At 69.9% G+C, this 6,844-nt stretch carries 7 protein-coding genes and 1 pseudogene; 2 read left to right on the forward strand and 6 right to left on the reverse strand.

Features of this window, described 5'->3' with window-relative positions:
• Together K7G60_RS37805 and K7G60_RS37810 are read left to right on the forward strand one after the other, a co-directional pair.
• Positions 1-261, forward strand: a 261-nt coding sequence (locus K7G60_RS37805) for a DUF47 domain-containing protein (RefSeq protein WP_225805501.1), incomplete at its 5' end; no start/stop codon positions are given.
• A gap of 5 nt (positions 262-266) precedes the next feature.
• Positions 267-1,265 (forward strand): inorganic phosphate transporter, encoded by a 999-nt coding sequence (locus K7G60_RS37810; protein ID WP_225805502.1) that lies wholly within the window; start codon positions 267-269, stop codon positions 1,263-1,265.
• Between the two features lie 94 nt (positions 1,266-1,359).
• Here the strand turns inward: K7G60_RS37810 and pstB are convergent, their stop codons facing one another.
• From pstB to K7G60_RS37840, 6 genes and pseudogenes are all read right to left on the reverse strand, one after another.
• A complete protein-coding gene (gene pstB, locus K7G60_RS37815; RefSeq protein WP_189806743.1) occupies positions 1,360-2,136 on the reverse strand; it encodes a phosphate ABC transporter ATP-binding protein PstB in 777 nt (258 codons plus the stop codon).
• 29 nt (positions 2,137-2,165) lie between these two features.
• Positions 2,166-3,242, reverse strand: coding sequence for a phosphate ABC transporter permease PstA (gene pstA / locus K7G60_RS37820; RefSeq protein ID WP_225805503.1), 1,077 nt, complete (start codon positions 3,240-3,242; stop codon positions 2,166-2,168).
• Positions 3,239-4,213, reverse strand: a complete 975-nt coding sequence (gene pstC / locus K7G60_RS37825) for a phosphate ABC transporter permease subunit PstC (protein ID WP_225805504.1) — start codon at positions 4,211-4,213, stop codon at positions 3,239-3,241. Before pstC ends, pstA begins: the two co-directional genes overlap by 4 nt.
• Positions 4,214-4,327: 114 nt before the next feature.
• Positions 4,328-5,470 carry a phosphate ABC transporter substrate-binding protein PstS gene (pstS, locus tag K7G60_RS37830; RefSeq protein WP_225805505.1) on the reverse strand — a complete coding sequence of 381 codons (1,143 nt, stop codon included), beginning with the start codon at positions 5,468-5,470 and terminating at the stop codon, positions 4,328-4,330.
• A gap of 463 nt (positions 5,471-5,933) precedes the next feature.
• Positions 5,934-6,347 (reverse strand): NUDIX hydrolase, encoded by a 414-nt coding sequence (locus K7G60_RS37835; RefSeq protein WP_225805506.1) that lies wholly within the window; start codon positions 6,345-6,347, stop codon positions 5,934-5,936.
• Positions 6,344-6,844: pseudogene (locus K7G60_RS37840) on the reverse strand (metal-binding protein); the annotation flags it as partial. The gene K7G60_RS37835 and the pseudogene K7G60_RS37840, both read right to left, overlap by 4 nt.

Below are 6,844 nucleotides of genomic sequence, written 5' to 3' on the forward strand. Positions count from 1 at the left end.
CGGGCGGCGGAGCTGACCGCCGAGGCCATGCCGAACCTGCGGACGATGTCCAACCTCACCGAGTACTGGATCGAGGTCAACCGCCTCGAGAACCAGGCGGACCAGATCCACCGCAAGCTGCTCGCCCACCTCTTCAACGGCAAGTACGACGCCATCGAGGTGCTGAAGCTCAAGCAGGTCGTGGATGTGCTGGAGGAGGCCGCCGACGCCTTCGAGCACGTGGCCAACACGGTGGAGACCATCGCGGTCAAGGAGTCCTGAGCTTCGTGGACACCTTCGCTCTGATCGTGACCATCGGTGTCGCGCTCGGCTTCACGTATACGAACGGCTTCCACGATTCCGCCAACGCCATCGCCACCTCGGTGTCGACCCGGGCGCTGACCCCCCGGGCGGCGCTGGCGATGGCCGCGGTCATGAACCTCGCGGGCGCCTTCCTCGGCCAGGGGGTGGCGCACACCGTCAGCAAGGGCCTCATCGAGACGCCCACCGGCGACAAGGGGATGGGCATCCTCTTCGCCGCGCTGCTCGGCGCGATCGTCTGGAACCTGGTCACCTGGTACTTCGGTCTTCCCTCGTCCTCCTCGCACGCCCTGTTCGGCGGCATGGTGGGCGCGGCGCTCGCGGGCGGCACGGAGGTCATCTGGTCGGGCGTCCTGGAGAAGGTCGTCATCCCGATGTTCCTCTCGCCGGTCGTCGGTCTCGTCGCCGGTTACCTGGTGATGACCGCGATCATGTGGATCTTCCGCAAGGCCAATCCGCACAAGGCCAAGCGCGGCTTCCGCATCGCGCAGACCGTCTCGGCGGCCGGCATGGCGCTGGGCCACGGTCTCCAGGACGCGCAGAAGACGATGGGCATCGTGGTGATGGCCCTGGTCATCGCCGACGTCCAGAGCGCCGACGCCCCCATCCCGGTGTGGGTGAAGATCGCCTGTGCCGTGATGCTCTCGCTGGGCACGTACGCGGGTGGCTGGCGGATCATGCGGACCCTCGGCCGCAAGATCATCGAGCTGGACCCGCCGCAGGGCTTCGCCGCGGAGACGACGGGCGCGTCGATCATGTTCGTCACCGCCTTCATCTTCAAGGCGCCGATCTCCACGACCCACGTCATCACCTCGGCGATCATGGGTGTGGGCGCGACCAAGCGGGTCAACGCGGTGCGCTGGGGCGTCGCCAAGAACATCGTCCTCGGCTGGTTCATCACCATGCCGGCGGCGGCGCTGGTCGCCGCGGTGAGTTTCTACGTCGTGCAGCTGATCTTCGGGTAACGGCTCTCGAACGTGGTCGGGCCCGGCTCCCCCGTGGGGAGCCGGGCCCTTCGTCTTGCGGTGGCACCGCCATGCAGCACCACAAGACGGGCTCTTATCCGAAGCGGCCGGAGATGTAGTCCTCGGTCGCCTGGACGCTCGGGTTGGAGAAGATGCGCTCGGTGTCGTCCAGCTCGATCAGCTTGCCGGGCTGGCCGACGGCCGCCAGGTTGAAGAAGGCCGTACGGTCCGAGACGCGGGCGGCCTGCTGCATGTTGTGCGTCACGATGACGATCGTGAAGCGCTCCTTCAGCTCGCCGATCAGGTCCTCGATGGCGAGGGTGGAGATCGGGTCGAGGGCCGAGCAGGGCTCGTCCATCAGCAGGACGTCCGGCTCGACCGCGATCGCGCGGGCGATGCACAGGCGCTGCTGCTGGCCGCCGGAGAGGCCGGAGCCCGGCTTGTTGAGGCGGTCCTTGACCTCGTTCCAGAGGTTGGCGCCCTTGAGGGAGCGCTCGACGATGTCGCTGAGCTGCGACTTCTTGTAGCTGCCGTTGAGGCGCAGGCCCGCCGCCACGTTGTCGAAGATCGACATGGTGGGGAAGGGGTTCGGGCGCTGGAAGACCATGCCGACCGTGCGGCGCACGGCGACCGGGTCGACGTTCGTCCCGTACAGGTTCTCGTCGTCCAGCATCACCTTGCCCTCGACGCGGCCGCCGGGGGTGACCTCGTGCATGCGGTTCAGGGTGCGCAGGAAGGTGGACTTGCCACAGCCGGACGGGCCGATGAAGGCCGTCACGGAGCGGGGCTCGACGGTCATCGAGATGTCGTCGATCGCCTTGTGGGCGCCGTAGTAGGCGGAGAGGCCGCTGACGTCGATTCGCTTGGCCATGTGAATCACTACTTCCAATGTAGCCGCGGTCAGCGGCCGGTCTTCGGGGCCTTCCAGCGGGCGATGCCGCGGGCCACCAGGTTGAGGATCATGACGAAGGCGATCAGGACGAGCGCGGCGGCCCAGGCGCGGGCCACGGCGGCGTCGGTGCCGACCGCGTACTGCTCGTACACGTAGAGCGGCAGGGAGGACTGGGCGCCTTCGAAGGGGTTCGGGTTGATGAGCTTCGTACCGAACACGAGGAGCAGGACCGGGGCCGTCTCACCGGTGATGCGGGCGACCGCGAGCATGACGCCCGTGGTGATGCCGCCGATCGCGGTGGGCAGGACCACCTTCAGGATGGTGCGCCACTTGGGGATGCCGAGGGCGAGGGAGGCCTCGCGGAGCTCGTTCGGGACGAGCTTGAGCATCTCCTCGGTGGAGCGGACCACGACCGGCATCATCAGGATGGCGAGGGCCATCGCGCCGGCGAAACCGGAGGGGCCGAAGCCCAGGATCAGGTTCCAGGTGGCGAGGATGAAGAGGCCGGCGACGATCGACGGGATGCCCGTCATGACGTCGACGAAGAAGGTGACGGCCTTGGCGAGCTTGCTGTCGCCGCCGTACTCGACGAGGTAGACGGCGGTGAGGAGGCCGATCGGCGCGGCGATCAGGGTCGCGATGCCGACCTGCTCGATGGTGCCGAGCAGCGCGTGGTAGACGCCGCCGCCGGCCTCGGCGTCGAGGACGCCGTTCATCGAGTGGGTCAGGAAGTAGCCGTCGAGGACTTCGAGGCCCTTGCTGATCGTGACCCAGGCGAGGGAGAGCAGCGGGACGACGGCGAGGACGAAGCAGACCCAGACGAGGCTGGTGGCGACGCGGTCCTTGGCCTGGCGGCGGCCCTCGACCTTGGTGGTCACGGCGAAGGTGACGACGACGAAGAGCAGCGCGGCGATCAGGCCCCACTGGACCTTGCTGTGCCAGCCGGCGGCGAGGCCGATGCCGATGCCCGCGGCGATCGAGCCCGCGGCGACGGCGGCCGGGGTCCAGCGGGGGAGCCGGGCGTGGGAGAGGGACCCGCGGCGCGGGGCCACCGAGACCGGACGTTCCTGTATGGCGTGGCTCATGCCGCGGCCCCCGAGTACTCCTTGCGGCGGCCGATGATCCAGCGGGCGGCGCCGTTGACCAGCAGGGTGATGACGAAGAGGACGAGACCGGAGGCGATCAGCGCGTCCCGGCCGAACTCGTTGGCCTCGTTGAACTTCGCGGCGATGTTCTGGGCGAAGGTGCCGCCGCCCGGGTCGAGCAGGTGGCCCGAGAGGACGAAGCTGGGGGAGAGGACCACGGCGACGGCCATGGTCTCGCCGAGTGCGCGGCCGAGGCCCAGCATGGAGGCGGAGATGATGCCGGAGCGGCCGAAGGGCAGCACCGACATGCGGATGACCTCCCAGCGCGTGGCGCCGAGGGCGAGGGCGGCCTCCTCGTGCATCCGCGGGACCTGGAGGAAGACCTCGCGGGTCACGTTGGTGATGATCGGCAGGATCATGATCGCCAGCAGGATGCCCACGGTGAAGAGGTTGCGGGCGACGCCGTCGCTGGACTTGTCGAAGATGTACGTCCAGCCGAAGTACTGGTCGAGCCACTTGTTGAGGCCGTCCAGGTACGGGACGAGGAAGATCGCGCCCCAGAGGCCGTAGATGATGCTGGGCACGGCGGCGAGCAGGTCGACCACGTACGCGAGCGGCTTGGCCAGCTTGCGCGGCGCGTAGTGCGAGATGAAGAGGGCGATCCCGATCGCGACGGGCACGGCGATGAGCATCGCGATGACCGAGGACACGACGGTGCCGAAGGCGAGGACGGCGATGCCGAAGACCGGCGGGCTGCCCGCCGGGTTCCACTCGAAGGTGGTGAAGAAGTTGGTGCTGTCGTCCGAGATGGCGAGGACGGCACGGTAGGTGAGGAAGACCGCGATCGCGGCCATGATCACGAGGAGGGTGATGCCGGAGCCTCGGGACAGGCCGCTGAAGATGCGGTCCCCGGGGCGGGTCGCGCTCTTGGCGCGCCGGCTCCTCTGTATGTCAGGTGTGGTGGTAGCCATCGGTTTTCTCCGGTCTGCGGGTCCCGTACGCGAGTACGGGGGCCCTGGCGGCGGTGCACCGGATGCCGGGGGCGGCCCCTCCACGGGAGGTGAGGGGCCGCCCCCGGCCGGGGGTCAGGACAGGGTGGGGACGATCGTGCGGACCTTGGCCGCGATCTCGGCCGGGAGCGGGGCGTAGCCGGCCTCGGAGAGGACCTTCTGGCCCTCTTCGCTGGCGGTGTAGGTGAGGAACGCCTTCAGGGTCGGCAGGGTCTCCGCCTTGTTGCCCTTGTCGCAGGCGATCTCGTACGTGACCAGGGTCAGCGGGTAGGCGCCCTCGGCCTTGGTCGTGTAGTCGAGGGAGAGGGCCAGGTCGCTGCCGGTGCCCTTGATCTTGGCGGCGGCGATGGCCTTCGAGGCGTTCTCCGTGGTCGCGGCGACCGGGGCGGAGGCGCCGGTGTTGATGCTGACCGTGGAGATCTTGTTGGCGGTGGCGTACGAGAGCTCGAAGTAGCCGATGGAGCCCTCGGCGTCCTTGACCGCGGTGGCGACACCGGAGGAGCCGTTGGCGGCCTGGCCGCCCGGGGCGGGCCACGACTTCGTCTTCGGGTCGTACTTCCAGTCGGCCTTCGCGGTGGCCGAGAGGTACTTGCCCAGGTTCTGGGTGGTGCCCGACTCGTCCGAGCGGTGGAAGGCCTGGATGGTGGTGTCGGGGAGCTTCGCGCCCGGGTTCAGCTTGGCGATCGCCGGGTCGTTCCACTTGGTGATCTTCGTGTCGAAGATCTTGGCCAGGGTGGGGGCGTCCAGGACCAGGTTGTCCACGCCGTCCAGCTTGTAGCCGATGGCGATGGGGCCGCCGACCATCGGCAGGTTGATGCCCTTGCCGCCCTTGCAGATCTTCTGCGACTCGGCGACCTCTTCGTCCTTGAGGGCGGAGTCGGAGCCGGCGAAGGCGACCTGGCCCTGGTTGAACTTGGTGATGCCGCCGCCGGAGCCGATGGCCTGGTAGTTGACCTCGACGCCGGAGCACGCGGCCTGGAAGTTCTTGACCCACAGGTCCATCGCGTTCTTCTGCGCGCTGGAGCCGGCGGCGAGGAGCTGGCCCTTGGCACCGTCACACGCGATGTTCGACGCGGCGGCGGAGGACTTGGTGCCGCCGTCCTTGGTCGGGGTCTCCGTGTTGTTGTCCGAGCCACACGCCGAGAGGACGAGCGCACCGGAGACGACGAGGGCACCGATCGCGGAGGCGCGAAGCCCGTTCTTGCGCGAAAGCTTCACTTTCGGGTGTTCCTTCCAGAAGCCGCCTTGTGCGGAGCTGCGGACCGTGTGTCCTGACCGTTTCTACGGCGGCGTGTGTCGGTTGGTCGGTGCTTTGCTGTGCTCCTTGCACCGTGTAAGGCCGAAATTAGGCAGAACAGGTGAAGCGGTCGACGGGGGAGGGTGAACGGGAAGTGAACCGTGTCGGAAGTGCGGGTGTGGGGCCTCGGCGGCCGTCCTGGGCGGCCCTTTCACTGGGCGGCGCCCACCCCGCACCCTGCGCACGGCTCCCTGGTGGTGCGGGTCCAGGCTCGGGACGCGGAGGCGCCGCTACGGGCGCCGTCCCGTGTGCCCACCCTCCCCCAAGCTCTCGGCTTCGCTCGAGCAGGGGGACCCCCCTGCCCCGGCGGGACGACTGCCCACACGGCGGGTGGGCCGGGGCGCCGCCCAGGAGGGCGTGGCGCCCACGCGGGCGGTGAGGTTTTCAGGGGTGGAGGGTGGGGAGGGCCATGTCCAGGAGTTCTCGGTCTCTCGGTTGGGTGAGGCGGTGGCGGGCCGTGGCCGGCGGGAGCCAGACGAGGGCGTCGATCTCCCTCGTCGGCACGAAGCCGCCGTCCAGCGCCCGGGCCGACCAGTACGCGACCTCCTTGGGCCGGCCGTCCACCGTGTAGTGGACCGTCGGCAGGCGCGGGCCGAGCTCGCAGCGCCGGCCCGTCTCCTCCAGGACCTCGCGCACCGCGCACTCCTCCGCCGTCTCGCCGCGCTTCCGCTTGCCCTTGGGGTGCGACCAGTCGTCCCACTTCGGCCGGTGGACGAGGGCGATCTCGATGCCGTGGCCGGAAACCGCCGGGCGCCACAGGACGCAGCCCGCCGCCAGGACGGGGTCGGGGGGGCTCATGGGACCGGGGCCGTCGTCCGCCGCCAGGCGCGCTGGAAGGCGAAGCGCGCCGCCTCCACCTCGTGGCGTTGGTCGGCGTGGAGGACGCCCAGGGCGTAGGCGGTCGCCGGGGCGATCCGCGGGGTGCGGGCCGCCGTGGCCGCTGCCGAAGCCGCCTCCGCCGCGTCGCGGTGCCGGTCGAGGGCCCGGGCGGCCTCGTACAGGTGGGAGTCGGGTTCGCCGCCGGTGTGCAGGGCCTCGGTGGCGTACCGGTGCAGGCGCAGCAGGAGCCGGGTCTGGTGCCAGGGCGCGTCCTGGCCCTCGCCGGCGGCGAGGGCGAGGGCGTCCGCGTTGTACGGGTGCGCCGCCCGGGAGAGGGGGAGCGCGGAGATCGCGTCCAGGAGGCGGCGTTCGGCGAGCTCGGCCAGGCCGTCCAGGACCTCGACGGCGGGGGCTTCGCCGGCGGGGCCCCCCGCGGGACGGCCGCCCACAACAGGGCCCACCCAGGGGGGCCCCCG

The sequence above is a fragment of the Streptomyces sp. NK15101 genome, from assembly GCF_020400725.1.
In the GTDB taxonomy this organism is placed as follows: domain Bacteria; phylum Actinomycetota; class Actinomycetes; order Streptomycetales; family Streptomycetaceae; genus Streptomyces.

Excerpts from the sequence above, each read along its gene's own strand:
- pstB (WP_189806743.1), bottom strand. The coding sequence starts at position 2,136 with ATGGCCAAGCGAATCGACGTCAGCGGCCTCTCCGCCTACTACGGCGCC.
- pstA (WP_225805503.1), bottom strand. The coding sequence starts at position 3,242 with ATGAGCCACGCCATACAGGAACGTCCGGTCTCGGTGGCCCCGCGCCGC.
- pstC (WP_225805504.1), bottom strand. The coding sequence starts at position 4,213 with ATGGCTACCACCACACCTGACATACAGAGGAGCCGGCGCGCCAAGAGC.
- K7G60_RS37835 (WP_225805506.1), bottom strand. The coding sequence starts at position 6,347 with ATGAGCCCCCCCGACCCCGTCCTGGCGGCGGGCTGCGTCCTGTGGCGC.